Source organism: Streptomyces albiaxialis (assembly GCF_039530985.1).
GTDB classification, from domain to species: Bacteria; Actinomycetota; Actinomycetes; order Streptomycetales; family Streptomycetaceae; genus Streptomyces; species Streptomyces albiaxialis.
Genome location: NZ_BAAAPE010000015.1, coordinates 25,815 through 52,313 on the forward strand (window position 1 = coordinate 25,815; position 26,499 = coordinate 52,313).

Annotated in this window: 21 protein-coding genes; 13 read left to right on the forward strand and 8 right to left on the reverse strand. The window is 74.1% G+C overall.

All coding sequences use genetic code 11. The features are described 5' to 3' along the window. Window positions 1–41 precede the first annotated feature (41 nt). The 3 genes from ABD343_RS29355 to ABD343_RS29365 form a co-directional block, all read right to left on the reverse strand. Window positions 42–566, reverse strand: coding sequence for a phage holin family protein (locus ABD343_RS29355; protein WP_344532422.1), 525 nt, complete (start codon window positions 564–566; stop codon window positions 42–44). Continuing rightward, window positions 559–3,807, reverse strand: coding sequence for a helix-turn-helix transcriptional regulator (locus ABD343_RS29360; protein WP_344532423.1), 3,249 nt, complete (start codon window positions 3,805–3,807; stop codon window positions 559–561). Before ABD343_RS29360 ends, ABD343_RS29355 begins: the two co-directional genes overlap by 8 nt. Before the next feature lie 143 nt (window positions 3,808–3,950). Then, the gene (locus ABD343_RS29365; RefSeq protein WP_344532424.1) at window positions 3,951–4,505 is read right to left on the reverse strand and encodes a flavoprotein; all 555 of its coding nucleotides are present in this window, start codon (window positions 4,503–4,505) and stop codon (window positions 3,951–3,953) included. A gap of 568 nt (window positions 4,506–5,073) precedes the next feature. On the opposite strand from ABD343_RS29365, the gene ABD343_RS29370 reads away from it, so the two are divergent. The 6 genes from ABD343_RS29370 to ABD343_RS29395 all read left to right on the forward strand — a co-directional run bounded on the left by ABD343_RS29370 (window position 5,074) and on the right by ABD343_RS29395 (window position 10,525). Then, window positions 5,074–6,276 carry a hypothetical protein gene (locus ABD343_RS29370; protein ID WP_344532425.1) on the forward strand — a complete coding sequence of 401 codons (1,203 nt, stop codon included), beginning with the start codon at window positions 5,074–5,076 and terminating at the stop codon, window positions 6,274–6,276. Continuing rightward, window positions 6,273–8,510, forward strand: a complete 2,238-nt coding sequence (locus ABD343_RS29375; RefSeq protein ID WP_344532426.1) for a tetratricopeptide repeat protein — start codon at window positions 6,273–6,275, stop codon at window positions 8,508–8,510. Before ABD343_RS29370 ends, ABD343_RS29375 begins: the two co-directional genes overlap by 4 nt. Continuing rightward, a complete protein-coding gene (locus ABD343_RS29380; protein ID WP_344532427.1) occupies window positions 8,507–9,073 on the forward strand; it encodes a flavin reductase family protein in 567 nt (188 codons plus the stop codon). Before ABD343_RS29375 ends, ABD343_RS29380 begins: the two co-directional genes overlap by 4 nt. 67 nt (window positions 9,074–9,140) lie before the next feature. Then, on the forward strand, window positions 9,141–9,410 hold the full coding sequence (locus tag ABD343_RS29385; protein ID WP_344532429.1) for a hypothetical protein: 270 nt from the start codon (window positions 9,141–9,143) through the stop codon (window positions 9,408–9,410). A gap of 93 nt (window positions 9,411–9,503) precedes the next feature. After that, window positions 9,504–9,920 (forward strand): hypothetical protein, encoded by a 417-nt coding sequence (locus ABD343_RS29390; RefSeq protein ID WP_344532431.1) that lies wholly within the window; start codon window positions 9,504–9,506, stop codon window positions 9,918–9,920. A gap of 77 nt (window positions 9,921–9,997) precedes the next feature. Continuing rightward, on the forward strand, window positions 9,998–10,525 hold the full coding sequence (locus ABD343_RS29395) for a TerD family protein (protein ID WP_344532433.1): 528 nt from the start codon (window positions 9,998–10,000) through the stop codon (window positions 10,523–10,525). Window positions 10,526–10,712: 187 nt separating this feature from the next. On the opposite strand, the gene ABD343_RS29400 is transcribed toward ABD343_RS29395, so the two are convergent. Both ABD343_RS29400 and ABD343_RS29405 read right to left on the reverse strand, forming a co-directional pair. Next, the gene (locus ABD343_RS29400; protein ID WP_344532434.1) at window positions 10,713–12,662 is read right to left on the reverse strand and encodes an OmpL47-type beta-barrel domain-containing protein; all 1,950 of its coding nucleotides are present in this window, start codon (window positions 12,660–12,662) and stop codon (window positions 10,713–10,715) included. Beyond that, window positions 12,659–15,184: a ThuA domain-containing protein gene (locus ABD343_RS29405; protein ID WP_344532436.1), complete on the reverse strand. Its 2,526-nt coding sequence runs from the start codon at window positions 15,182–15,184 to the stop codon at window positions 12,659–12,661. The genes ABD343_RS29400 and ABD343_RS29405 overlap by 4 nt, the downstream gene beginning before the upstream one ends. A gap of 206 nt (window positions 15,185–15,390) precedes the next feature. On the opposite strand from ABD343_RS29405, the gene ABD343_RS29410 reads away from it, so the two are divergent. The 3 genes from ABD343_RS29410 (at window position 15,391) to ABD343_RS29420 (ending at window position 18,477) form a co-directional block, all read left to right on the forward strand. After that, complete coding sequence (locus tag ABD343_RS29410; protein ID WP_344532437.1) at window positions 15,391–16,398, forward strand: multicopper oxidase domain-containing protein; 1,008 nt, start codon at window positions 15,391–15,393, stop codon at window positions 16,396–16,398. A gap of 199 nt (window positions 16,399–16,597) precedes the next feature. Beyond that, on the forward strand, window positions 16,598–16,801 hold the full coding sequence (locus tag ABD343_RS29415) for a cold-shock protein (RefSeq protein WP_028436804.1): 204 nt from the start codon (window positions 16,598–16,600) through the stop codon (window positions 16,799–16,801). Window positions 16,802–16,992: 191 nt separating this feature from the next. Continuing rightward, window positions 16,993–18,477, forward strand: coding sequence for a DEAD/DEAH box helicase (locus ABD343_RS29420; protein ID WP_344532439.1), 1,485 nt, complete (start codon window positions 16,993–16,995; stop codon window positions 18,475–18,477). A 99-nt stretch (window positions 18,478–18,576) separates the two neighbouring features. Here the strand turns inward: ABD343_RS29420 and ABD343_RS29425 are convergent, their stop codons facing one another. Both ABD343_RS29425 and ABD343_RS29430 read right to left on the reverse strand, forming a co-directional pair. After that, window positions 18,577–20,238, reverse strand: a complete 1,662-nt coding sequence (locus tag ABD343_RS29425) for an L-lactate permease (RefSeq protein ID WP_344532441.1) — start codon at window positions 20,236–20,238, stop codon at window positions 18,577–18,579. 49 nt (window positions 20,239–20,287) lie between these two features. Beyond that, window positions 20,288–21,814: an aminotransferase-like domain-containing protein gene (locus tag ABD343_RS29430; protein WP_344532442.1), complete on the reverse strand. Its 1,527-nt coding sequence runs from the start codon at window positions 21,812–21,814 to the stop codon at window positions 20,288–20,290. Window positions 21,815–21,968: 154 nt separating this feature from the next. Between ABD343_RS29430 and ABD343_RS29435 the strand changes: the two genes are divergently transcribed. From ABD343_RS29435 to ABD343_RS29450, 4 genes are all read left to right on the forward strand, one after another. Then, the gene (locus ABD343_RS29435) at window positions 21,969–23,204 is read left to right on the forward strand and encodes a Tm-1-like ATP-binding domain-containing protein (RefSeq protein WP_344532443.1); all 1,236 of its coding nucleotides are present in this window, start codon (window positions 21,969–21,971) and stop codon (window positions 23,202–23,204) included. 96 nt (window positions 23,205–23,300) lie between these two features. Then, a complete protein-coding gene (locus tag ABD343_RS29440) occupies window positions 23,301–24,128 on the forward strand; it encodes a phosphoenolpyruvate hydrolase family protein (protein ID WP_344532445.1) in 828 nt (275 codons plus the stop codon). 21 nt (window positions 24,129–24,149) lie between these two features. Continuing rightward, complete coding sequence (locus ABD343_RS29445) at window positions 24,150–24,572, forward strand: BlaI/MecI/CopY family transcriptional regulator (protein WP_344532446.1); 423 nt, start codon at window positions 24,150–24,152, stop codon at window positions 24,570–24,572. Beyond that, on the forward strand, window positions 24,572–25,513 hold the full coding sequence (locus ABD343_RS29450) for a M56 family metallopeptidase (protein ID WP_344532448.1): 942 nt from the start codon (window positions 24,572–24,574) through the stop codon (window positions 25,511–25,513). Before ABD343_RS29445 ends, ABD343_RS29450 begins: the two co-directional genes overlap by 1 nt. 275 nt (window positions 25,514–25,788) lie before the next feature. Here ABD343_RS29450 and ABD343_RS29455 read toward each other — a convergent pair whose 3' ends face one another. Then, window positions 25,789–26,397 (reverse strand): hypothetical protein, encoded by a 609-nt coding sequence (locus ABD343_RS29455; protein ID WP_344532449.1) that lies wholly within the window; start codon window positions 26,395–26,397, stop codon window positions 25,789–25,791. Between the last annotated feature and the right edge of the window lie 102 nt (window positions 26,398–26,499).

Consider the following 26,499-nt stretch of genomic DNA (forward strand, 5'->3'; position numbering starts at 1 on the left):
GCCCGTCGGCCGTGATGGGCGGGGGTGCGGCGCCGTGGCCGTCAGGCCCTGTGGTGGGGGCTCTCCGGGTCGGCGCCGGGGGTCGGGGGCGGAGCCGCGGGCGGCGTGCCCGGCGTCGGCGGGATCGGGCCCGCGCCGATGCCGGTGCCCGTGCCCAGCCCCGCGGGGGCGGTCGGCGGAGCGGGCGGCGCAGCCGGGGGACGTTCGCCGGACGCGGTGTCCGCCGTACGGTGCCTGCGGTCGCGTGCCGCCGCGCGGAACGCCAGCGCGAGGCCGAAGAGGCCCGCGGCGACGATCAGGAACGCGGCCCAGCCGGGCAGCGCCAGCGCCAGCAGCAGCCCCACGGCGACGGCGAGCGCGCCGCCTCCGTAGAGCGAGGCCGCCGTGGCGCCCGCGTTCATCTTCACCGCGCGGCGCTGCGGCTGCGCGCGGAGTTCGGCGCGCATCTCGTCCTGGATGACCTTCAGTTCCTCACGGACGATCCGCGCCACCGGCTCGGACAGATCTGTGCCCGGCGCTGTGGCGGCACGCTGGCCCGCACGAGGGTAAAGCGCCTTCTCAGTCATGCGGGCCGAGTACCCCGCCCGAGGCATCCGACTCCTGCCGCCTCGCGAAGGCGCTGAGCGAGGCCCGGTCCGGCTGCCCGGTCTTGGCGAGCAGGCTCGCGACGTGCTTCTCGACCGTACGCGGCGAGATGAACAGCTCGCCCGCGATGGCCAGGTTCCCGGGGTGGCGGCCCATCAGCCGGAACACCTCGAACTCGCGTCCCGTCACGCCCAGCAGCCGCAGCGCGTGCGGCACGTGCGACGTGCCCCTGCGGCGCTGCGGCAGCGCGGCGCCCGTACGGCGCAGCAGCGCGCGGCACGCGGCGGCGACCGCGGGGACGTGCGCGGTGTGGAAGTGCTCCTCCGCGCCCCGTAACCACTCCTCGGGCGCGCCCCAGCGTTCCGCGTACGCCGCCTCCGCGACCAGCCGCAGGCCCAGGTGCCGGGCCATGGGGAACGGCGCCCCCGCGCGTGCGGCCTCCGCGACCGCGTGTGCCGCCTCCGTGGGGTGCCCCGCCCTGCCGAGCGCGACGGCCCGCGCGAGGAGCGCGAAGTGCCGGTTCCAGCGGACCGCGTGGACGCGGAGATCGGGCGGGCCGCCGACGCCGGGCGGGCGGCCGACGCCGGGCGGGCCGTCGCCCACCGTGCCCGCCGTGGGGCCGGAGGCGGTTCCGGGGGGCCGTGCCGCGTGCGGTCCCTCGCCCGTGAGGGCGTCGAGGAGGAGGGACAGGCCGTGACGGCCGGACAGGGGGAGGGGCGCGGGGTGGTGCCGCTCCAGGGAGGCGGCGTGCGCCAGCTCCTCGCGGGCCCGTTCCCGGTCCTCCTCCAGCAGCGCGCAGAAGGCCAGCGCGAGGCCCCGGCCGACCGCCGCCCAGCCTGTACGCGCGCCGCCGTGCTCGGCGAACTCGCCCCACGCCCGCTCCAGGACCGCCCGTCGGCCCTGGTGCCCCGCGAGCACGGCGGCCGTCAGCGGGGCGAGGGCCCGCGCGTCGGCGAGCCCGAGGCCGTCCGCACGCCGACGGCACCGGGAGACGAGCGGCGCGGCCTCCTCGTACCGCCCGCCGAGCACCGCGTCGAGCGCGAGTACGGACGCGGCCGTGAGCCCGGGCGGGGCGGCGCCGAGCTGCGCGGCCTCGTTCTGTACGCGCTCCAGGTGCCGTGTGTCGCCCCGCGTGAGCCAGTACGCCGTGGCCCGGCCCAGGTGCGCGTCGAGCCTCGCGAGCGGCAGCCGGGCCCGCTCGGCGAGCCAACGCGCCTGCTCGAAGCAGGAGTTCGCGGCGCCGGGCGCGGAGCGCAGCGACAGGGCGCCGAGCGCCTGCCAGGCCTCGCACGCGACGGCGGCGTCGTCACCGGCGTGGGACAGCGCGCCGCGCGCGAGCCGTTCGGCCTTCCCCGCGGCACCGACCGCCCCGCCGGTGCGGTCGGTGCCGCGGGTCACCTCGGCGGCGTCGGTGCCGTTCGCGGCGGGGGAGCGGAGCGTGAGATGTGCGTCCGCCGCGTCGAGCCCGGCCCGGACGGGCGCCGCGCCGTGGCCGAGGCCCGAGCGCGCGGCGTCCAGCCAGTGACGGGCCTCCTCCGGCCGCCCGGCGGCGGTCGCGGCGCGCGCGAGACCGGCGCGGAGCGCCGCCGCGTACGCCGGATCGGGGTGCACGCCGCACAGCGCGTCCACCTCGTCCGCGAGCGCGAGGGCACCCTCGGTGTCCCCGGCGCCGGTACGGGCGTCCAGCAGCCGGCCCAGCACGGCGGACCGCGACTCCGCGGCGGCCTCCCCGTCCAGACCGGCCAGCAGCGCGTGCGCCCGGCCCAGCGTCCCGGCCGCCGCGTCCACCCGGCCCTCGGCCAGCGCCCTGCCGCCCACCCGTGCGAGCAGCCGCGCGGCGCCCAGCGGATCGCCCGCGTCGAGCGCGAGCCCGGCCGCCGTACGGCACCACGCGCCCGGCATCCCGGGGTGCAGCTCCTCGATCGCGTCGGTCAACTGCCGTACGAGGACCGCCCGTTCGGCCGGGGTCAGCCCCGCGAGCAGCGCGGCGGGCAGGACGGGATGCCGGAACACGTACCAGTCCGGGGCGGGCTCACCCGCCTCCAGATAGCCGCGCGCCACGCCCTCCTTGAGGTACTCCAGCATCTCGTGGTCGTCGAGGCCCGTCGCCCGCTGCACCACCGGCAGCGGGAACCGCTGCCCGAACAGTGCCGCGGCCGTGAACAGAGCGCGCCCCCGGGGCCCCGTCCGGTCCGCGCCCCGCGCGACCCGGCGCACCAGCGCGCGCGGCACCGGGACGGCCGGATCGCCCGTCAGGCGCCAGCCGTCGGCCTCGGGAACGAGCGTCGAGCGCCGTACCAGTTCGCCCAGCAGCTCCTGGAGGAGCAAGGGGTTTCCCGCGCTCCCCTCCCACAGCGTCTCGACGGCCGCGTGGGGCAGCCGCGCAGGATCGGTACGCAGACAGGAGGCGAGCAGCGCCCCGCTGGCCTCCTTCCCGAGCCGCCCCAGCGTCAGCAGCCTGCCCCGGCCGTGCGCGCGGGCGGCGTACGCGAGGTCGAGCGCCGCGCACGGCTCGGACCGTACGGTCGCCAGCAGCATGGTGCGCTGCGCGTCCAGGTTGTCGGCGAGGTACTCGACGACGGCGAGCGTCGCGGGGTCGGCTGCGTGCAGGTCCTCCAGGACGAGCAGGCATCCCTCCTCGCCCCCGGCGACGGCGGTCAGCCGCAGCACGGCCTCGGCGAGCACGACGAGCGAGCCGGCGGCGCCGCTGCCCTCGGCGTCCCCGGCGTCCCCGGTGTTCCAGGTGTTCCCGGCGTCTCCGGGACCGGGGCTGTGTCCGAGGCCGGGCCCACGGCCGAACTCGCGCCCTGGCACGGTCTCGGCGGCGGTCTCGGCCTCGACCTCGTACGAGAGTTCCGCACCCGGCGCCGCCCCCGCCCCCGGCCCCGACGACGCCCCCGCCCTGGAGCAGTCGGGCACCAGGCCGCGCAGTGCCGCACCGTACGGCGCGGGCACGGCGCACGGCCCGGGCAGCAGCGCGGGCTCCCGGAAGAGCCGCAACAGGGCCTCGGTCAGCGGCCGGAACGGCACCGCTGGGCCGACCGTGCCGGCCCCGCCGCGCAGTACGCGCGCGCCGCGTGCCGCGCCCCGGTCCGCGACCTCCCTGGTGAGACGCGTCTTGCCGACCCCCTCCTCGCCGAGGAGGAAGACGGCTCCGCCCCGGCCCGCGAGGGCGTCGTCCAACGCCCGGTTCAGTTCTTCGAGTTCTCTGTCGCGGCCCATGAGGTGTTCCGCGTGCATCCCCCGCATGACGTCCCCCGTCGTGATGCGCTCGTGCTCTCCACTGTGCTCGTCCCGCACGGTAGCGGCACCGGGTGGGCGTCGTAGCGGGGTATTCGGGGACGCGCACAGCAATGAGCTGAGTGTCAATCCGCCGGGAGCCCCGCCTCCACCCACTTGACGACGGTCTCCGCGGCCTGGTCGGGCGGGAGCAGCGCGGGCCCGATGACGACCTCGCGCTGCCACAGCTCGTACACCTCGGACTCGCGCGGCTCGACGACGGTGTGGCCGTCCGCGCGCAGCGCCTCGACGTGGCGAGCGGTGGACTTCCTGGCCCACATGATCCCGTTCATGCTCGGGAAGAACAGCGCGGGCCGCTCGGCCGCCAGCAACACGGTCTGCGCGGGCGAGCCGCCCAGGCCGAGCGCCGCCGAGGCCAGCATGTGGGCCGTCGCGGGCAGGACCACGACCGCCAGCGAACGGCGCGCGAACTCGGTCGGGTTCAGGCCCGGATCGTCGCTCGTGAAGATCTCGTCGACGTGCCAGGCCACCAGTTCCCGGGGCACGAACCGCTCGGCGCTGTGGGTGAGCAGGACCCGGAGAGGCAGGTCGATCTCCTGGTGCAGCCAGGTCAGATACGAAGGCAGGTTGCTCGCCGCGCTGGATCCGCAGACGAGAACGGAAAGGGTGTCGTCTCGCATGGCACGAGCCTCGCCGTGCGCCGCCCCCGGGGCATGGGGGCGGCGCCCCCGCATTCGGCGGCGGGCGGGGCGCGGAACATGGGGGGCGCCTCCCCATGTGCCGCCCCGTTGCGCGCTGGCAGCGTGACGGTCACGCCGGGAGGTCCGGCGCTCCCAGACCCGAACGGGGAAGTGAGATCCATGAAGAAGATCACCGTGCGCAAGACCGGTTCCATCAAGCTGACGTCGTCCGCCGGCGTCTACCAGTGCACCTGCTGCTGAGCGGCGGGGACACGCCTGCCATGAAGACCATCACGGTCCGCACGACCGGCGCCGTCAAGCTGACGTCGTCCGCCGGGATCTACACCTGGGGCTGCTGAGCCCACCTTCGCGGGGCCCGCGCCCGGGCGGCCCGAGTGCCGTCCCCGCGGGTCCCGCACCGACCACACGCGGGGCTCGCGCGGAGGAACGCTCCCGCACGGGCCCCGCCGCCAGGGGGCTTCTGATGGATCTCCGCGGCGTCGCTCCACGGAGATCCATCAGAAGCCCCCTGGCCCTTTCCCGCTGCCGGAAGAGATCCCGAGCCACGATGAATGCCGTCACCCGCGTTTCCCTGCATCCTCTGACGTTCGTCCCCGAGCCCGACGGCGTCATGGTGGGCCGTGCCGACGCCGCCGCCTACGCCCTGCTGCCCGCCGACGGCGCCGCCCTCCTGGGCCGCCTCGCCGAGGGCGCGCCCGCCCCCGAGGCCGCCGCGTGGTACGAGGCGACGTACGGCGAGACCGTCGACATGGACGACTTCGTCGCCACCCTCGACGAGCTGGGCTTCGTACGCGGCGAGGGCGCGGCCCCCGCCGAACTGCCCCGCGTCCGCTTCCGGACCCTCGGCAGGGCGGTCTTCTCGCCCTGGGCCTGGGCCTGTTACGTGCTGCTCGCCGCCGTGGCTGTCTGGTTCCTCGTGAGCGAGCCGGGCGTACGCCCGCACGCCCGGCACGTCTTCTTCTCCCCGTCCCTCCTCGTCGTCCAGCTCGGCCTCGCGCTGGTCCAGCTCCCGCTGGCGCTGCTCCACGAGGGAGCCCACGCGCTGGCGGGACGCAGGCTGGGGCTGCCGACCAGGCTCGGCATGGGCCGCAGATACTTCCTGCCGGTCTTCGAGACGAGCCTCGACGGGCTGCTCGGCGTCCCGCGCGCGCGGCGCTATCTGCCGTTCCTCGCGGGGATGCTCACCGACGCCGTGATGGTCTGCGTCACCCTCACGCTCGCGGGGGCCGACCTCGCCGACGGCACCCTCTCGTGGCCAGGCGGGCTCGCGCTGGCCGTCTGCTATGTGACGCTCATCCGGCTCGCGTGGCAGTTCTACCTGTGCCTGCGCACCGACATGTACTACGTCGTCGCGACGGCCCTGGGCTGCACCAACCTCCACGAGGTGGCCTCCGCGTACCTGCGCCGCACCTTCCCCCTCCTGGCCCGGATCCCCGGGGTCCGGCTCGCGGGCCTGGAGGAGCGCGAGTGGTCGCCCCGCGACCGGGCCGTCGCGCCCTGGTACGCGGTGATCCTCGTCGGCGGCGTCCTCTTCCTGGTGGCGGGCGCCCTGCTCGTCGTCGGGCCCGTGGTCCTCGAATTCGCCACCCGCGTCGTGGAGGGCTTCGGCCGCGCGTCCCTGGACGACGCGCGGTTCTGGGACTCGGCGGTCACCCTGCTGCTGGCCGTGGTCCAGTTCGTCGCGCTCCCGCTGTTCGCGGGGCGCGGCTCCCGCTCCGTCAGCTCCGCCCGGAAGGAACAGTCGGTATGACCACCACCCACACCTGGATCACGGGCCCGGACGCGGCGGCACACGCGGCGCTCGCGCTCGCACCCGTGACCGGCCACCGGTCCGACGGCCATGGGCCCGACGGCCATGGGCCCGACGGCCATGGGCCCGACGGCCATGGGCCCGACGGCCATGGATCCGACGGCCACCGGTCCGACCGCCACGGCGCCGACCACACGGTCGACTGCCACCGTCGGCTGCGCGGCCCGTACACCGGCGTCGGCGCGCTCGTGCGGGCCCTGGTGCCCGCCGCCCACGCCGCGGACCCGGCGCTGCCACGTGCGCACACCATCGAGATCCTCACCGTCGCGCCCGAGCTGCACGCCCTCATCGGGGCCGCGCCCGCGACCCTCACCGCCCTCGCCGTCCCCGTAGAACGCACGCGGCTGTACGCGCCGACGCGCACCCGGCGCATCGCGCACGGCATCACCGAGTTCCTGCACTCCTGGGCCCGGCTCGCCCCGGGCGGCGCGCCTCTCACGCTCGCCTTCACCCGCGTCGACGAGGCGGACCACACCGACCAGGAGTTCCTCGCCATCCTGCTGCGCCGCTCCCGTACGGGGCCGCTGCGGATCACCGTCCACACGCGGGGCGACGGCGGGGACCTGCCCGGGGAACTGCGCGGCGCGCTCGCGGAGCACACCCGGTGCACGCCGCTCGACGTACGGGCCGGGACGAGGCCGACGGGGGAGGGCCGGAGCCGGGACGCGCTCGCCCGCGCGTTCGTCGCCTCGGACTGCACCGGCGAGGACCCGGCCGAGCGGGAGGCGTACGACGCCCTCCGCGCCGCCGAACCGGACGCGGCCGTCGCGCTGCACGAGGGGCGCGCCGCCGAACTGCGGGAGGTGCCGGGGGCCTTCCTCGGCGCCCTCCCCTACCACCTCGAACGCGGCAGCAGTCGGGGCCGCGCGGGCGAGGCCCTCAGGGAGGCGGCCGACTTCGCCGTGGAGCGCGGCTTCTACCACGCGCTGTACGACTACGGCGTGCGGGGCCGCGAGTTCACCGACCCGCGTACCGAGACCGTCCAGTACTGGCAGATCGCCACCAAGGCCACCACGGCCCTGGCGGTGCTGGGGCAGTACGAGGAGGCCGAGGACCTCTACCTCGATCTGCGCTGCATGTTCGACGAACCGGGGCTGCACCTGTTCACCGGATACGCGATGGCGATGATCTACACCCGCTTCCGCTCCGCCGAGAACCGGGACCACCGCCGTGCCAAGGCCGCCATCAACGGGTCGATCGCCCTCGCCTCCCAGTGGGAGGACCGCGAGGAGCGCGCCTTCCATCTGACGTTCCAGCAGAACGGCCTCGCCCTCGTCGAGATGCACCTGGGCAACCTCGACGAGGCGCTGCGGCTCGTGGAGCTGGGCATGGAACGGCTGCGCACCGAACTCGGTCCCGACCAGCACCGCCTGCACAAGTCCGTGCTCGTCCACAACAGGGGCAAGCTCAAGGACGCGCTCGGCCGTCCGGAGGAGGCCCTCGCGGACTTCCTCAAGGTCATCGAGGCCGACCCCCACTACCCCGACTACTACTTCGACTGCGCCGACGTCCGCCGCAAACTCGGCGACCCGCGCGGTGCCCTCGCCGACTACGACAGGGCCATCTCCCTCTCCCCGCCCTTCTGGGAACTGCACTACAACCGCGGCGACCTGCTGCTGGAGATGGGCAGGACGGAGGAGGCGGCGGCCGAGTTCGCCCGCGTCGTCGAGCTGGAGCCCGACCAGGCGGAGGCCCGCGCGTCCCTCGCGGACCTGCTGCTGGAGTCGGACGGGACGGACGCCGTACGCGCCCTCGTCGCCGACGGGCTGCGCCTCGACCCCGCGCAGCCGCGCCTGCTGTGCGTACGCGGCATGCTCGCGCTGCGCGACGGCGAGGCGGACGCGGCCCGCGCCGATTTCGACGCCGCGCTGGCCACCGACACCACCCTCGTCGGCGCGCTCGCCGCCCGCGCGGCCCTCGCCCACGAGGCGGGCGACCCCGCACGGGCGCTCGCCGACCTCGACCGGGCGCTGGGGCAGGCCCCCGACGACCCGGACCTGCTCTACAACCGCGCCTTCGTGCACGCCGCCGCGGGCTCCTGGGACGCCGCGGCGCGTGACTGCGACCGCGCGCTGGGCCTGCCGGGCGCCGACCGGGGGGAGCTGCTCGCCCTCCGCTCCCGCTGCGCCGCGCGGCCGGACACGGCCCCGGACGTCCTGGAGGAGGTGTCATGAGCGCCCTGCGCGAGGAGGACGGCCCCCGCGCGGCCGGAACGCGCGCGATCCCGGGAGAGGCCTCCGGGCCCGACGTACGGGCGTTCATGCGGGCCTGGGCGACCGGGGTCGCCGTCGTCACCGGCACGCTGGGCGGGGAGCCCGCGGGGTGCACGGTGAACGCGTTTCTGTCGGTGTCACTGCGCCCGCCGCTGCTGCTGGTCTCCCTCGCGGACGGCAGCCGTACGCTCGCCGCCGTGGCCGGGCACGGCGCCTTCGGCATCAACGTGCTGGGCTGGGACCAGCGCCAACTGGCGGGCCGGTTCGCGGGCGGCGCCGCGCGGCACGCCGACCGGTTCGCGGGCACCCCGTGGCGGATGCGCGCCGGGGCGCCGGTGCTGGAGGGCGCCGTCGCCGCCTGCGTCTGCGTACGCGAGCGGCTCATCGGCGCGGCCGACCACACCCTCGTGCTGGGGCGGCCCGTGTGGACGGACGCCGGTGTCGCGGCGGAGCCCGGCGCGCCCGTCGTCTACCACGGCAACCGGTATCAGCCGCTGCCCTCGTCCGCCGGAGCCGTCCCGTGACGGCTCCCCGGCGGCGGGGCCGCGCCCGTCCCCCGGCGGGGTGCCACGTGTTCGGGGCGGCGGGCGAGTGCGCGCCGAGCACGCCGCCGTCGTCGAGGGGAGCCGCGACGCGCTGCTGCCGTTCTTCGCCGACCAGATCGGCCTGACGCCCTACGAGCCGGGCGATATCGAGGCCGAACTCGCCTGGGAGGCCTGCCGCGCCGTCCTCCAGGGCTTCGCCCTGTGGTGGCTCGACCACCGCGACGTGCCCCGCGAGCGCGTCGTACGGGCCGCGATGGAAGCGCTCTGGCTCGGCTTCGCGCGCGTACGCGACGGGGAGCGCTGGCGCGCGCCGTGAGGCCCGGGGATTACCCCGGCGGTAATCGACCCCCGGCGGGCGCCCCGGCAGTGTGGGGCGTGCCCACTCCGCTCCGACCTGGAGGTGCTCCTCATGGCTCTGTCCTACGCGCGACCGCACACCGACGCGTCCGCCGCCGTCTGGCTGCGCCGCTTCCTCGCCCTCGACGCGGCCGTCACCGGCGTCAACGGCCTGGCCTACCTGCTGCTCTCCGGCCCCTGCGGGCGGCTGCTGGGCGTCGGCCAGGAACTGCTGGCGGGCCTCGGCGCCGGGCTGGTCCTGTACGCCGTAGCCGTCGGCTGGACCGCGACCCGGCGTCCCGCGCCCCGGCTCGCCGTCCGGGCGATCGTCGAGATCAACCTCGCCTGGGCCGTCCTGAGCATCGCGGCCATGACCCTCTGGTTCGACGGGCTCACCACCGCCGGCACGGTCTGGGCCCCGCTCCAGGCGGCGGTCGTCGCGGGCTTCGCCGTCCTCCAGTACACGGCCCTGCGACGCGTGGACGCCTGAGCGCGCACGCTCCGTGGCAAGATGGGAAACTGCCGCGAAGATCCAGGAAGTTGGCGGTCCCGAGAAAGGGTGGTCCCGTGGGCGGTCTGAACAAAGGGCTCAACAAGGTCGAGGTATCGCTCAAATGGGATCCGGCCCCGCTCGGGGCCCCGCCGTGCGACCTCGACATAATCGCCGCGACGTTCACCACGGACGCCCTGGAGGAGCCGGACTACCTGGTGTCCTTCGACAGTCGTTCGCCCGACGGCACCATCACCCTCAACCGCGACAGCCAGACCGGCCAGGGCTTCGGCGCCGACGAGGTCATGACGCTGGAGCTGGAGCGGCTGGCGCCGCGGTACGTGCGGGTGCTGGTCGGCGTCGCGATCCAGCAGCAGCCCGGCGTGCGGCGCACGTTCGGCGACGTGCAGAACACGCAGGTGAAGCTCCGCGAGGGCTACACCGAACTGGCACAGGACGACTTCTCCGCTGTCGCGGGCGCGACGGCGGCGAAGGTGGCCGAGTTCGTGCGGACCGGCACCGGCGGCTGGGAGCTGCGGGGCGACGTCCAGGGCTATGACGCGGATCCCGGCGCGCTTCCCTGGCTGATGAGCGCCTCGGAGTAGCCCCGAAGCAGGCCCCGGAGGGGCCGCTTCAGGGGGCGCGGGGAACTGCGCGCGCGACCACGATGTGGCGGTCGGCTGCGATGCACAGGACGGGGCAGTCCCTGCTCAGCGCCCCGGCGAATACCCGGTCCGGCCCCGGTTCTCCGCAGAGGGAGAACCGGGGCCGGAGCCTTGCTCGGCGTACCCCCTACAGCTCGCGGATCCGGATGTCGCGGAACGACGTCACGTCGCCCGTGCTGTGGGTCTGGAGGCCGAGGTACCCCGACGCGTAGCGGCGCCCGTCCGTGCCCGGGTCGTCGTCGCGCGGCGGGTTGAACACCTGGCCGCCCTTGTTCTCGAACTCGTTGATCAGCACTCCGTTGCGGTAGATCTGGTAGTGCTGGTCGATCACGCGGATCTCGTAGTCGTTCCAGGTCCCCTTCGGGGTGACGCCCGCGTTCGCGAGGTTCACCCGGTCGAAGCCGTAGACCGAGCCGGACTTGTACATGTCGCCGTCCGGCCTGTCGAGGATCTGCAGCTCATGGCCGTACTTGATGGAGACCCACTCGGGCCGGGACTCCTCCGGGTGGTCATGGACGTCGGGAAAGCGGACGAAGACGCCGCTGTTGGCCCGGGAGTCGGCGTCGCCCGGCGCGTCGTCCCGCCACTGCAGCTTGAGTGAGAAGTCGCCGTACCTGCGCTGCGGGAACCACAGCATGCCCATGCCCTCGACCTTCGAGGACGTGGTCATCGTGCCGTCGCCGTTGAGCCCGAAGGCCCCGCCGCCGACGTGCTCCCACTTCGCGAACGACTCCTTCGTGCCGTCGAACAGCGGCTTGTAGCCGGTGTCCTGGCCCGGCGTGCCGATGCCGGACTGGCGGGCGGCGCGATTGATGAGCTTGCGCTCACGCTCGACGATCACGCCGTCCTTCAGCAGCTTCGCCGTCACGCTCTTCACGTGCTTGAGGAAGAGCGCCTGCGAGGTCCACTCCTTCTCGTCCTCGATCAGCTCGTTGATGGTGCAGCGCCGCTGCGTCATCCGGTTCGGCACGCCCGTGTCGACCGTGCCGACGATGACGGTCAGCCGCTCGTCGAACTCCGGGCAGTCCGGCGACGGCACGCCGCCGCCCGGCACCACGCGGAAGGACAGCTTGCCGGACTCGGAGGTGTTGCCCGCCTTGTCCGTGGCCCGGTACAGCACCGTGTGGTGACCCGTACGGTCGATGAGGACCGGGTCGGCGTAGGCCAGGTACGGGCCGCCGTCCAGGGAGTACTCGACCTTGTCCACGCCGGACTTGTCGTCCTTCGCCTCGACGGTGACCTCGGCCTTGCCGACGTAGTCGCCGTCCGCGTTCTTCGAGCCCTCGGCCTTCGCGGAGACCGTCGGCGGCGTCGTGTCCTCGTCCGGCGGTTGGACGACCGTGAACTCGACGGACTTCTCCGCGGCCGTGTTCCCCGCCTTGTCCTTGGCTCTGTAGCGGACCTTGTGCGTGCCCACCTCGTGGACCATCACCGGCGCGGTGTACGGCTGCCAGGCGCCGTCGCCGAGCGCGTACTCGATGGTGTCCACGCCCGAGCCCGCGTCGGACGCGGTCACGGTGACGGTGGCCATCCCGAGGTAGTTCCCCGCGTCGTCCTTCTCCCCGTCGACCTTCGCGGAGGTCTCCGGCGGCGCGGTGTCCTCGCCCGGGTCGCCGGTCACCACGAGGGTGCCCTGCATCGCGCCGTGCCCGGGGATCGTGCAGTGGTAGCGGTACGTGCCCGGGGTGAGGGTCACCTCGGCCGTGTGCTTGCCGCCCTGCGCGTCGCCGGGGTTGGCGAGGATGTCGAGGTCGACGTCCTGGTTGTAGTCGGGGTTGGAGGTGTCGAAGGTCAGGGTGTGCGGCATGCCCGTCGTGTTGCCCGTGGCCTCGCTGTTCTCGAAGACGATGGTCGCCTTCCCGGCCACGGCGGTGGCGGGCGCCGAGGTGTACTTGTTGATGTCGTTGCCCGCGGTCCAGGTCAGCACCTGCTGCTCGGCCGCAGCCTCCTGCCGGGGGCCTTCCGGCGGCGCCGACTTCTGGCCGTACGCCGAGGCCGTGGTCAGCCCCAGCACCATCAGCAGCGCCGACAGCAGCGCGATCAGGGGTCGCCGGGCGTGTCGTGTCGTCCGTCTCATCGCGACGCCCCCTCGGGAGGCTCGGCCAGGTCGCCCTCCGCCGGTGTCGGCGGCCCGCCCTTGTACGTGACGCGCCACAGCGCCGACTTGTCGTCGGAGGTGAAGAAGCCGCGCCCGTAGTCCAGGACGTACAGCGAGCCGTCCGGGGCGAACTTCCAGTCCATCAGGTTGCGGATGCCGCCCTCGCCGACCGGGACGATGCCGTCCAGGCTCTCGGCGTGCGCGGGCAGCGCGCCCGGCGTGTCGGTGTCGGGCATCACCACGGCGTGCCGCGGCTGTTCGCCGTCGTAGAGGTCGCCGACGAACCACTTGCCGTCCCAGTACTCGGGCCACTTGTCCTTCGACCCGCCGGCCGCGTCGTAGCGGTAGACCGGGCCGTTCATCGCGGCCTGGCCGCCGCCCTTGAGCCAGGGGAGCCGCAGCTTCTGCTCGCCGAGCTTGTAGCTGGGCACGCCGTCGGCGTTCCTCGGGAAGTCGGGGCCGCCGCCCTGGGGCGAGTACCAGATGTTGTTGGGCCGGGCCGGCGGGATCTTCACCAGGCCGTCGTTGTTAGGAGACTCGTTCTTGAGGTTGTCGCAGTCGTACCAGCCCAGCGGCTTGCTCGGGTCGGGCAGATTGCGGTCGCGGTAGGGCTGGTTGTTGCCCATGCAGTACGGCCAGCCCTGGTTGCCCGCCTTGGTGATCTTGGCGAAGGTGTCGTACTTCGCCGGTCCCCAGGTCGTGCTCGGCTCGCCCGCGTCGGGTCCGACCCAGCCCGCGTAGAGCGTGTCGGTCTTCTTGTCGATCGAGATGCGCGCCGGGTTGCGCACGCCCATCACATAGATCTCGCCGCGCGTCTTGCCGCCGCCCTCGTCCTCCTCCTTGCCCGTGAACAGGTTCCCGTCCGGCAGCGTGTACGTGCCGTCGTCCTCGGGGTGGATGCGGAGGATCTTGCCGTTGAGGTTGTTGGTGTTGCCCGCCGTGCGGCGCGCGTCGGCGAAGGAGACGCCCTTGAAGTTCGGCTCGGGGTTGTTGCCCGAGTAGCCGTCGGAGAAGCGCGAGGAGTTGTTGTCCCCGGTCGCGATGTAGAGGTTCTCCTTGGAGTCCCAGGCCATGCCGCCGCCCGCGTGGCAGCAACTGTGGATCTGGACGGGCCACTTGAGCAGGACCTTCTCGGACTTCAGGTCCAGCTTGTTCGTCTTCTGGTCGAGGGTGAAGCGCGAGACGCGCCGCTCGGCCATGTGCGTGTCCCGGTTGATCTCGCTGTGCGGCGTGTAGTGCAGATACACCCAGCCGTTGGAGGCGAAGTCCGGGTCCAGCTCGATGCCGAGCAGGCCCTCCTCGTTCTTCACCAGCTCGTCGCCACCGCCCTTGTTGCCGAAGACGGTCAGCTCGCCCGCGAGGGTGACCTTCTTCGTCGCCGGGTCGTAGACGTGGACCTGGCCCTTGCCCTTGCCGATGTCCGGGTCGTTCCAGTCGGTGACCACGGGCGCCTTCGCGTCGCCGCCGCCCCGGCCGATGTAGAAGGCCCGGCCGTCCTTCGCGGTGACCACGCCGTGCGGCTCGCCGATCTGGTCGGACTGGCCCGGCTGGTTGGGCTGGGTGATCCGCTCGGCCTTGTAGTTCGAGGAGATCGCGGCCTGGCAGTCCGCGCGCTCCAGCCGCGTCGTCCACATCAGCGCGCCGCGCAGATGGGAGCGGAAGTCGGTCTCGGCGTAGCTGGCCTCGGTGCCGCCCATCGCCGTGTAGAAGGACCGCCCGCCGTCGTAGTCACGGCACCAGGAGACCGGGTGGTCCCAGCCGTTGGCGCCCTCGCCGGGCTTGTACGTGTTCTCCCGTACGCGTGCGACCGTATGGACCGAACCGCTCGGGCTCTTCTTCCAGTTGAGCCACTTGTCGGGACGCTTCCACTCGACCGGGAGGCCCTTGGTGGCGGGGTTGTTCCGGTCGCCGACCTCCACGGTGGCGCGCTGCGCCTTCTCGGGGCTCGTGGCGGCGGGCCGCGCGCCGACCAGCCCGGTGAACCAGTCCGAGTACGGCTCGGCGTTCGCCGCGCCATGGACGCCCAGGAACCCGCCCCCGGCCTCCATGTAGCTCTCCAGGCCCGCCTCCTGCTCGGGCGTGAGCACGTCGCCGTCGCCGGTCAGGAAGACGACGGCGTTGAACTTGCCGAGCCGGGGCTTGGCGAAGACCGCCGGGTCGTCGGTCGCGGTGATGGTGAACCGCTCGCGGGCCGGACCCTGCTGCCCGATCTTCTCGATGGCCTCGATCCCCGCGTCGACGGTGGGCGACTCCTCGCCCGTCGCGCCGTGGAAGACCAGGACCTTGACGTCCTCCCCGCCGGGCGGCGAGGGGAGTTGGAGCTTCGGCGTGGCCCGGTCGGGCGCCTGCCCCGCGAGCGCCGGGGCGCCCAGCAGCCCGGCCGCCAGCGCCCCTGCCACGAGCGCCGCAAGCCTGCCGCGGGCCCCGCGGCGCCGGGTTCTGCTCCGTAACGTGCTCCACCCTCGTCGCGGTGAGGGTCTTTGCTGCGGTTCGAGCCGCATAGGCGATCCACCTCACTTCTGTCACAGAACGTCGCAGAAGCTAGACCTCTTTTGGTGCTTCGCCAAGAGCTATGACCGCGATACAACGAACTTTGTCCTGAGTGTGGATAAACGAAGATCCTCGCGCTACCGTCCCTCGCGGCTCGACTCACGAACGCGTCCGACTCGCCTCACTCGCCTCACCTCACCTCACCGGGGGGAGCACGATGACCGAGACCGCCGACCGCACCGACCCGCACCCCAGACGCGCCCTCACCCGCCGCCTCTTCGCCGGAGGGGCCGCCGCCGCGCTCGGCGGCGCCGCCCTCACGGCCGCCTCCTCCCCGTCCGCCGCGCCCCGCGCCGCCGGCTCCGTACGCCGCGCGGGCAAGGGCGGCGAGACCCGCCGCATGAAGATCTACGCCGAGAAGCTGCCGAACGGGCAGATGGGATACGGCCTGGAGAAGGGCAAGGCCGGCATCCCCGGCCCCCTCATCGAGCTGATCGAGGGCGACACCCTGCACATCGAGTTCGAGAACACGATGGACGTCGCCGCCAGCCTCCACCCGCACGGCGTGGACTACGACATCAACAACGACGGCACGAAGATGAACGACAGCCACGTCGAGCCCGGCGGGAAGCGCACGTACACCTGGCGCACCCACGCGCCGGGCCGCCGCAAGGACGGCACCTGGCGCCCCGGCAGCGCGGGCTACTGGCACTACCACGACCACGTCGTCGGCACCGAGCACGGCACCGGAGGCATCCGCAACGGCCTCTACGGGCCCATGATCGTGCGCCGCGAGGGCGACATCCTGCCCGACCCGGACCGGCAGTTCACGATCGTCTTCAACGACATGACCACCAACAACCTCAAGAAGGGCCCCGACTTCAAGGCGACGGTGGGCGACCGCATCGAGATCATCATGATCACGCACGGCGAGTACTACCACACGTTCCACGTCCACGGTCACCGCTGGGCCGACAACCGTACGGGCATGCTGGAGGGCCCCGACGACCCCAGCGCCGTCATCGACAACAAGATCACAGGCCCCGCCGACTCGTTCGGGTTCCAGGTCCTCGCGGGCGAGGGCGTCGGGGCGGGCGCGTGGATGTACCACTGCCATGTCCAGAGCCACTCCGACATGGGGATGGCGGGCCTGTTGCTGATCGCCAAGCCCGACGGCACGGTCCCGGGGCACGGGGACCACGGCGGGCACGGAGATCATCACTGACCCTCTGTTGCTTTCCCTTCACGGGAGGGCGTGTTAGTGTGAAGGCGTTGCAGTTTTGGTACCCATGACTTATGTGCGCCTGGTGGTTGTGACCGCAGGCGCATTTTGTTTTTCCAGAGTTTCATCTCTGGATGGGGGTCATTGCGGCGACGAGGAGTCCACGAGGTGTGGACTTCCAGCCCCCTGAAGGAGAAATGACATGGCCACTGGAACCGTGAAGTGGTTCAACTCGGAAAAGGGCTTCGGCTTCATCGAGCAGGACGGCGGCGGCGCTGACGTCTTCGCCCACTACTCGAACATCGCCGCCCAGGGCTTCCGTGAGCTGCACGAGGGCCAGAAGGTGAACTTCGACGTCACGCAGGGCCAGAAGGGCCCGCAGGCGGAGAACATCACCCCGGCCTGAGCCCCGCTCAGCCCGACTGGGGCCCGCACCCGCGTGGTGCGGGCCCCAGCCCTGTGCGGGCCCTCAACTCCCCGGTACGTCACCGGAATCCGGCCCGCACCCGCTCGACCCCGGCTCACCCGGTCCGCCCGGGACGCCGGTCCTTCCGGCCGTTCGCACGGCCTCCCGGCGCACCGAAGCAGGCGATCCGCGTGACCTCTCGTAATCCCGGCGACCCCGGCTCCCGCTCCGGTGGCGGACGCTCCCCGCGCTCCCGCCACGGACGCCGGGCACACCAGAGGAAGGGGCCCGCGACGGCCCCCCGGTCCGCCGAGCCCGCCGCCGCGCCAACCGTGCCGTCCGCGCCTTCCGCGCCGGCCGCGCCCGCGCCGCCCCCCGTCACGACGTTCGACGAGATGGACCTCCCCGCGCCGCTGCTCGCCGCCCTGCGCAAGGAGGGCATCACCGCCCCCTTCGCCATCCAGGCCGCCACGCTGCCCAGCGCGCTCGCCGGGCGCGACGTGCTCGGCCGCGGCCGTACCGGCTCCGGCAAGACCCTCGCCTTCGGCCTCGCGCTCCTCGCCCGCACGGCGGGGACCCGCGCCGAGGCACGGAGCCCGCTCGCGCTGGTGCTCGTGCCCACCAGGGAGCTGGCGCAGCAGGTCACCGACGCGTTCTCGCCGTACGCCCGCGCGCTGCGGCTGCGTGTCACCACCGTCGTCGGCGGCGTCTCGCTGACCCGTCAGGCCCGTGCGCTGCGCGACGGCGCCGAGGTGCTCGTCGCGACCCCGGGCCGCCTCAAGGACCTCATCGAGCGCGGCGACTGCGCGCTGGACCAGGTGCGCGTCACCGTCCTCGACGAGGCCGACCAGATGGCCGACATGGGGTTCCTGCCGCAGGTCACGGCGCTGCTGAAGCAGGTGGACCCGGACGGCCAGCGGATGCTGTTCTCCGCGACGCTCGACCGCGACGTGGACCGTCTCGTGCGGCGCTTCCTCAGCGACCCGGTGACGCACTCCGTGGACCCGCCCGCGGGCGTCGTCACCACCATGGCCCACCACGTGCTGCACGTCGGGACCGCCGAGAAGCTCGCCGTCGCCGCGCGCATCGGCGCGCGCGAGGGGCGCGTGCTGATGTTCCGCGACACCAAGCGCTCCGTCGACCGGCTGACGAAGTCGCTCCTCGCGCACGGCGTCCACGCCGTGGCCCTGCACGGCGGCAAGTCCCAGCCCCAGCGCACCCGCGCGCTCGACCAGTTCAAGGGCGGCACCGCGAGCGTCCTCGTCGCCACCAACATCGCCGCGCGCGGCATCCACATCGACGACCTCGACCTCGTCCTCAACGTCGATCCGCCCACCGACCCCAAGGACTACCTCCACCGGGGCGGCAGAACGGCCCGCGCGGGCGCCTCGGGCGCCGTCGTCACCCTCGTGCTGCCCGAGCAGCGGCGGGAGATGACCGGCCTGATGGCGCAGGCGGGCGTCGCCGCCAGCACGGTGACGATAGGCCGCGCCGACGACCCCGAGCTGGCCCGCGTCACCGGCGCCCGTACGCCCTCCGGCATCCCGGTCACGCCGGTCGCCGCGGCCCCCGCCACCCCGGCGGGGCGCGCCCCGGGCCCCGCTTCCACCCGCCCCCGCCGACCCCGCCGAGGCGGCCGCCGCCGCCCCCGCCGGGGCCCCGCCCGCGAGGCCTGACGGCGGGGAACCACGCGATATCGGCCACGGAGCACCCGCAGCCTGCAAGGCAGGCCTCGGGGCACTTCCTCGGCAGCGCCCTAAGGCCGCTGAGCCCCCCTATGGCAGCATGCCGCTCAGCGCGTGGGCCTGAAGAAAGACCAGGACACAAAGGACCAGCAGCAGTACCACGCTCCAGCCGATCGCCTTGCGGAACAGCTCCGCCTCGCGGCCGAGCATGCCCACCGCCGTCGCCGCGATCGTCAGGTTCTGTGGGCTGATCATCTTGCCCACGACACCGCCCGAGGTGTTCGCCGCGACGAGCAGCGTCGGGTCCAGGTCCGCCTTCCGCGCCGCCGTCTGCTGGAGCGTGGCGAAGAGCGCGTTGGCCGAGGTGTCCGAGCCCGTGACGGCCGTACCGAGCCAGCCGAGGACGGGTGAGAGGAAGGCGAAGGCCGCGCCCGCGCCCGCGATCCACGTGCCGATGGTGATGGTCTGCCCGGACAGGTTCATCACGTACGCCAGGGCCAGCACCGAGGCGACAGTGAGCAGCGCCCAGCGCAGCGTGACGACCGTACGGACCAGCTCGCGGCAGGCGTCCCACGGGCGGATCCGGTAGACGGCCGCGACCAGCGCCCCGCACAGCAGGAGCAGGGAGCCGGGGGAGGAGAGCCAGGGGAGGACGTAGACGGTCGTGGAGGAGCGTTCGCCGTCCGCCGTCAGGACCTCGCCGTCGAGGCCGGGCCACGCCACCTCGACGTCGGTGTCCGCGAGGAACTCCTTGGCGGGGTCCCACAGTTTGGCCACGGAGAAGACGCCGATCACCACGAGGTACGGCAGGAACGCCATCAGGACGCGCCGCCAGGGCACACCCTCGCGCGAGGCCGAGCCCGGGGTCGAGTCCGAGGCCGAGCCCGGGGTCGAGTCCGGGGCCGAGTCCGGGGCCACGGGCCCGGACTCCGGCACCGGCTCCGGCTGCCACACCCGCAGGAACAGCACGACGGCCGCGAGCGCCACCAGCGAGGCGACGATGTCGGTCAGCTCCACCGAGATGTACGTCGCGCTCACGAACTGCGCCACCGCGAACGCGACCCCGCACACCAGCGCCACGGGCCACGTCTGCCGGATCCCCCGCCGCCCGTCCACGAGCGTGACCAGCAGCAGCGGCACGAAGAGCGCGAGCAGCGGCGTCTGGCGGCCGACGTACGCGCCGATGTCCTCGTACGGGATCCCGGTGAGGCTGCCCGCGGTGATGATGGGCGTGGCGATGGCGCCGAAGGCGACGGGCGCGGTGTTCGCGACGAGCACGGTGACGGCGGCGCGTACGGGCGTGAAGCCGACGGCCATGAGCATGACACCCGTAATGGCGACCGGGGCCCCGAACCCCGCCAGCGCCTCCAGCAGCGCGCCGAAGCAGAACGCGATGATCAGCGCCTGCACCCGCGCGTCCCCGCTCACCAGGTCGAACGCCCGCCGCAGGTCCTCGAACCGGCCGCTGTGCACCGTGAGCTGGTACACCCACAGCGCCGCCAGCACGATCCACATGATCGGGAAGAGCCCGAACGCGGCCCCCTCCGTCCCCGACAGCAGCGCGAGCCCCACCGGCATGCCGTACGCCACGACGGCCACGCCCACCGCGACCCCGAGCGAGGCCAGGCCCGCCCAGTGCGCCTTCAGCCGCAGGCCGCCCAGCAGCACGAACAGGGTCAGCAGCGGCAGCGCCGCGACGAGGGACGACAGCGCGAGGCTGTCCCCGACGGGGGAGAGATCGGGACGGTACATGCTCCGACAGGGTGAGAGCCCGCGAGGCCCCTGTCCACCCCTGTGACGTTCACGGACCCGAGTGGCGCACACTCTCCACCAGCACTGGCAACGCCCGCTCCAGCAGCTCCGGTTCGTGTGCGTACGGGAGCCGCAGCCGGTCCCGGAAGCCGTCCACGGGCGAGAACGCGGGCCCCGGCACCGCCAGCACGCCCCGGCGGCGGGCGAGATGGGCCGTCGCCTCCGCGTCCGCGCCCGGCATCCGCACCCACAGCGCGGGCCCGCCCGAGGGCCGCTCCCACTCCCACCCGGGCGCGTGGGCGCGCAGCAACTCCTCGGCGTGCGCCAGCCGTTCGCGCAGCGCGCCCCTGCGCTGGGCCCGCGCCGCGGGCATCCGCGCGAGCAGCCGTACGGCCAGCACCTGGTCCAGCACAGGGCCCGAGAGGTCCACCGACTTCTTGATCCCGGCCAGCCGCCGCACCAGCGGGGGAGCGGCCCGGATCCAGCCGACGCGCAGCCCGCCCCAGAACAGCTTCGAGAGCGTACCCACCGTCGCCGTGCTCGCGCCCGGCAGCAGCGAGGCCAGCGGAACCGGCGCGGCGTCCCCGTCCAGCGTCAGCTCGGCGCACGCCGTGTCCTCGACGGTGAACAGCCCCTGCTCCTCGGCGAGCCGCGTCAGCAGCGCCGCCCACGCCCGCCGCCCGGCGGGGGAGAGGCTGCGGCCCGTGGGGTTGTGCGCGGTGGGCTGGAGGTAGACCAGCCGGGGGCGTACGTGCCGCAGCAGCCCGGCGTCCGTTCCACCGGCGGCGCCAGTGCCCGCGCCCGGGACCGCACCCGCGCCCGGGACCGCGCCCGGGCCGGTCGGTGTGCCCGTGCCGTCGTCCGGCAGCGGCACCAGCCGCGCGCCCCGGGACCGCAGGGCCTCCAGCGCGCCCCGGTACGTCGGGTTCTCCGTCATCACCGTGTCCCCGGGGTCGACCAGCGCCTGCGCGAGGAGCCACACGGCCTGCTGCGAGCCCGCCGTGACGAGGATCTGGTCGGGGCGCGTGGGCGTACCGGCCTGCGCGTAGGCGTCGGCGAGCGCCTCGCGGAGCGCGGGCAGCCCGTACGGCAGATAGCCGTCCGTGCGCAGCAGCGGGCCCAGCTCCTCCGCCGAGAGCCCGTCGATCGCGGTGTCCACCGCGGCGATGCCGGGCAGCGCGCCGCTGGAGAGATCGACGGCGTCCGCCGTCGGGTCCCCGTGCCGCTCGTCGAAGCTCGCGAGCCGCCCCTCCGCGCCGTTCTCCCTGGTCAGCGGCGTGCCGCGGAGTCGCGAGCCGCTGCCCTGGCGGCTCTCCAGCCACCCCTCGGCCTCCAGCTCGCCGTAGGCGGCCGTCACGGTCGAACGGCTGACGCCCAGCACCGCGGCCAGGGCGCGCTGCGAGGGCAGCACCGTCCCGGCGGGCACGTCGCCGCGTTCGGCCAGCTCGCGCAGGGCGCCCGCGAGCCGCCCGGGGAGCGAGCCGCCGTCGCCGCCCGCGTCGTCCCCGTGGCCGTCGCCGTCGAGGGACCAGCCGGTGAGGAGCCGTGACAACTGACTGGGAGTGAGACGTCGCACCCCGCCATCATCCCGCGCGCGGGCCGAGCTCCGCCCGCCGCCTCCCGCCGCGCCCCGCAGGCCATTTCCCCCGAAGTGGTCTTTGCTGGTCAGCGCGTGGAGACCGAGCATGGGCGCACATCGCGTACGACGAGGTACGAGGGAGTGTGAGGGCATGGCCACGGTGGTGCTGGTCGGGACGCTGGACACCAAGGGCGAGGAGTACGCCTGGATGCGCGAACGGCTGCGCGAACAGGGCTGCGACGTGCTGCTCGTGGACACGGGCGTCCTGCCGCCGCCCCCGTCGGCGCCCACGGCCGACGTCACCGCCGACAGCGTCGCCCGCGCCGCCGGGCACGACCTGACGCGGCTGCGGGCCGCCGAGGACAGGGGCGCCGCCGTCGCGGCCATGGCCGAGGGCGTCGAGCGCGTCGTCCAGGACCTGTACGCGCGCGGCGAGCTGCACGCCGTGCTCGCCGCCGCGGGCAGCGGCGGCTCCGCCATCGCCGCCCGCGCCATGCGCGCGCTGCCGCTCGGCGTACCGAAGGTGCTGGTCAGCACCATGGCGGGCGGCGACGTCAGCCCGTACGTCGGCAGCAGTGACCTCACGCTGATGTACAGCGTCGTGGACGTCGCCGGCATCAACTCCGTCTCCTCCCGCGTCCTCGGCAACGCCACCGCCGCCGCTGCCGGGATGGCCCGCCACCACGAGCGCGCCCTCGCCGCGCCCGGGCGGGACGGGCGCAAGGTCGTGGCCGCGACGATGTTCGGCGTCACCACCCCGGCCGTGGACGCGGCCCGCGCCCGCCTCGCCGAGCTGGGCTACGAGGTCCTGGTCTTCCACGCGACCGGCGCGGGCGGCCGCGCCGTCGAGAAGCTCGCCGCCGACAAGGTGCTCGACGGCGTCCTCGACCTCACCACCACCGAGCTGGCCGACGAGCTGGTCGGCGGCGTGCTCAGCGCGGGCCCCGACCGGCTGACGGCCGCCGGCGCCGCGGGGATCCCGCAGGTCGTCGCGCCCGGCGCGCTCGACATGGTCAACTTCGGCCCCCGCGAGACCGTCCCCGAGCGCTTCGCGGACCGCACGCTCCTCGTGCACAACCCGACCGTCACGCTGATGCGGACCACGGCCGAGGAGATGGCCGCCCTCGGCGCCGAGACCGGGCGCAAGCTCGCCGCCGCCTCCGGCCCGACGGAGGTCTTCTGGCCCCTGCGCGGCGTCTCCGCCGTCGACGCGCCGGACGGCCCCTTCGAGGACCCCGCCGCCGACGCCGCCGGACTCGGCGCGCTGCGCGCCGCGCTGGACGGCACCGGCGTCCCGCTGCACGAGATCGACGCGCACCTCAACGACGCGTCCTTCGCCCAGGCCGCCGCCGACCGCCTGCACGCGCTGATCACGGCCCGCGCCTGACACGCCTGACACGCCTGACACCCGCGCCCGATACCCGTCACCGACACCCGCGCCCGACACCCGTACGTACGACACACCCCCCGGAAAGGAACTCCCATGGACCGCAAGGAAGCCCTCACCCGCCTGCGCGCCGAGGCCGACGCCGGACGCCCGGTCATCGGCGCGGGCGCGGGCACCGGCCTCTCCGCCAAGTGCGCGGAGGCGGGCGGCGTCGATCTGCTGATCATCTACAACTCCGGCCGGTACCGCATGGCGGGCCGCGGCTCCCTCGCCGGGCTCCTCCCGTACGGCGACGCCAACGCGATCGTCGTCGACATGGCCCGCGAGGTGCTGCCCGTCGTGCACGACACCCCCGTGCTGGCCGGGATCTGCGGCACCGACCCGTTCCGCGACATGGGCCGCTTCCTCGACCAGCTCAAGACCATGGGCTTCACGGGCGTGCAGAACTTTCCGACGGTCGGCCTCTACGACGGTGTCTTCCGCACCAACCTGGAGGAGACCGGCATGGGCTTCGGCCTGGAGATCGACGCCGTACGCCTCGCCCACGAGCGCGACCTGCTCACCGCGCCCTACGTGTTCGACCCCGACCAGGCCGCCGAGATGACCCGCGCGGGCGCCGACGTCCTCGTCCCGCACGTCGGCCTCACCACCAAGGGCTCCATCGGCGCGGGCACGGCCCTCACCCTCGACCAGGCCGTCCGCTCGGTGCAGGCCATGCACGACGCGGCCAAGCGCGTCAATCCCGACGTGCTGGTGCTGTGCCACGGCGGCCCGATCGCCGAGCCCGAGGACGCGGCGTACGTCCTCGCCAACACCGAGGGCGTCGTGGGCTTCTTCGGGGCCTCCTCGATCGAACGGCTCCCCACGGAACGGGCCATCAAGGACCAGACCCGGGCGTTCAAGGGCGTGGCCACCGACCGGTAGCCGCTCAGTAGGATTGCCCGCATGGCAGAGGGCAACGAGGGGCGCCGGTCGCGCCGCAGAGGCCAGGGCGAGCTGGAGGCACAGGTCCTCTCCGCGCTGGGCACGGCCACGGGACCGGCCACCGCGGCCTGGGTGCAGGAGCGCCTCGGCGGCGACCTGGCGTATACCACGGTCGTCACCATCCTGACCCGGCTCCACACCAAGCAGGCGGTCACCCGCACCCGCCGGGGCCGTTCGTACGTCTGGAGTCCCGTCGCCGACGAGGCGGGGCTCGCGGCGCTGCGCATGCGCCGCGTGCTCGACAACGAGGCGAACAGGGACGCGGTCCTCGCGAGCTTCGTCTCCTCGCTCAGCGCCGACGACGAGCGGCTGATGCGGGAGCTGCTGCGCGAGGCCTCCGACGAGGCGGAGCGCGGGGAGGACGGCCGCGGCCGGGGACGCTGATGGGTGTCTTCGTCTTCCTCCCCCTGGTCCTGCCGCTCACCTCGCTGCCGATAGTGCGGCTCGCCGAGCAGCATCTGCACCCGCGCGGCGCCACCCGGCTGCTGACCGTGCTCGGCATCGTGCTCGCGCTGTGCAGCACCGTGTGCCTGGCACTGCTGGTCGTCGTGGGCACGGCCCAGCTCCCGGGCAACCCGCTGCCGGACGGCTGGGCCGACCCCGAGGTCCGCGAGGTCGTCCCGTACCCGGACTGGACGGGCACGACCGCCATCGCGGCCCTCAACCTCGTCCTCGGCGCCTCCGCGCTCGACCTGCGCCGCCACCGCCGCGTCCGTACGCACGCGCACCGCGCCCTCGCCGGGCTCCCGCCCGAGGGGCCCGCCGTCCTCCCGGACCCCGCGCCCTACGCGTACGCGCTGCCCGGCACGGGCGCCCGCCCGGCCCGCGTCGTGGTCTCCACCGGCATGCTGTCCGCGCTCGCCGAGGACGAACGCGGCGCCCTCCTCGCCCACGAACGCGCGCACCTGGCGGGCCGGCACCACCGCCACCTGCTCGCCGCCCGCCTCGCGGCCTGCGCGAACCCCCTCCTGCGCCCCCTGCGCGAGGCCGTCGCCTACAACGCCGAACGCTGGGCCGACGAGGACGCCGCCCGGGAGATCGGCGACCGCCGCGTGACGGCCCGCGCCGTGGCCAAGGCGGCGCTCGTGGCGGGGGAGGGCGGCCGGGCCCCCGGCATCGCCGCGTTCGCCGCGGGCGGCCCCGTGCCCCGCCGCGTCGCCGCACTCCTGGGACCGGTCCCCCCGTCCCGGAGCTGGCCCCCGGCCGCCAGCCTCGCGGGCGGCGCCGCCTTCCTCGCCGCCCTCGGCACCACGGTCTCCGCCGTCTCCTCCCTCAACGCCACGATGGCCCTCTTCCTGGTCCTGAAGGCAGCCACACCGCTCTGAGCCTGAGCCGAGCCCCAGAAACGCGGGGAACGGCGCACCCCCACAGGCCCGCACGCGGCAGGAGCCCTGAAGGGGCGCGGGGAACGGCGCGCCGAGCCACACTCAAGCGGCAGCCGCGCGACGGGGCACAGTCCCGGGCTGGCGGGCGCACCCCCACGGGCCCGCACGCGGCGGGAGACTTCAAGGGGCGCGGGGAACTGCGCGCCGAGCCACCCCCGGAGCGGCAGCCGCCCGGCGGCGGACAGCCCCGCCCCGGCAGGCGCACCGGAAAAAAGCTACGCGGCCCGCTCGGCCTCGCAACCACAAGGCCGGTACTCAAGCCCCAGCTCGTGGTCGACGGCGACACTGGTGCGGCCGGCCGCGTCGCTGACGGCCCGCCAGGACCCGTACTTGGCGTAGAGCTGATCCGCGGTCGGCCCCAGCGGGTTCCCGTACTTCTGCCGGTTCCGCTCCTCCAGCACCCGGACCTCGTCGGGACTCATCCCCGCACGGGTGATGTGCTTCGCCTCATTCCGCATCTGGACGAGTTTCCGGGCGATCTCCTCCTCGGAGCGCCCCTCGGTCCGCATCTCGCACTCCGTACGGTCCATCTCGGCCAGCAGCTCGTGGTAACGGACGCGGATCTCGCGGGACTTCTCCCGCTCCTCCGGCGTCTGGCTCCTGACCAGGCACACGGCCTTGTCCGGGCTGGTGCACGGGCCCTCACTGGGCGGTGCCTGGGAGACGGGGCCGGTGGAGACGGAGCCGCAGGCGGTGGGCGGACAGGAGAGCTGCTGGGCGTGGGCGGTCCCCGACACGAGACCGGCGGGGAGCAACACCGCCTGGGCGGCGAGCAGAAGGGGCAGGGCGCGGCGGGCGAGGGCCCGCGGGCGAAGTCGTGACATGGCCCGCATCCTCACCGCGCGGTACGGGCGCGAAGGGCCACCCCGCCCCCGTTTCCCCCGTCCGTGCGGCGAGCCCGCCCGTGTGGGGGACGAGCGGCCCGC